The sequence below is a fragment of the Leifsonia sp. SIMBA_070 genome (genome assembly GCF_046534635.1).
Lineage (GTDB): Bacteria > Actinomycetota > Actinomycetes > Actinomycetales > Microbacteriaceae > Leifsonia.
In genome coordinates, this window is the sequence record NZ_JAWRYK010000883.1 from 1 (window position 1) to 239 (window position 239).

Below are 239 nucleotides of genomic sequence, written 5' to 3' on the forward strand. Positions count from 1 at the left end.
GGTGACCGAGAAGTACCGCGAGATGGTCGACGACCCCCGCATCAAGAAGACGAAGATCAACGCGCGCACGTTCTTCCAGACGGTCGCCGAGATCCAGTTCGAGTCGGGCTACCCGTACGTCATGTTCGAGGACACGGTCAACAAGGCGAACCCGATCCAGGGCCGCATCAACATGTCGAACCTCTGCAGCGAGATCCTGCAGGTGAACACCCCGACGACGCTGAACACCGACCTGTCGT

At 60.3% G+C, this 239-nt stretch carries 1 pseudogene; it reads left to right on the plus strand.

Annotated features, from left to right (window positions below):
- Nucleotides 1–239: pseudogene (locus SB754_RS22750) on the plus strand (ribonucleotide-diphosphate reductase subunit alpha); the annotation flags it as partial.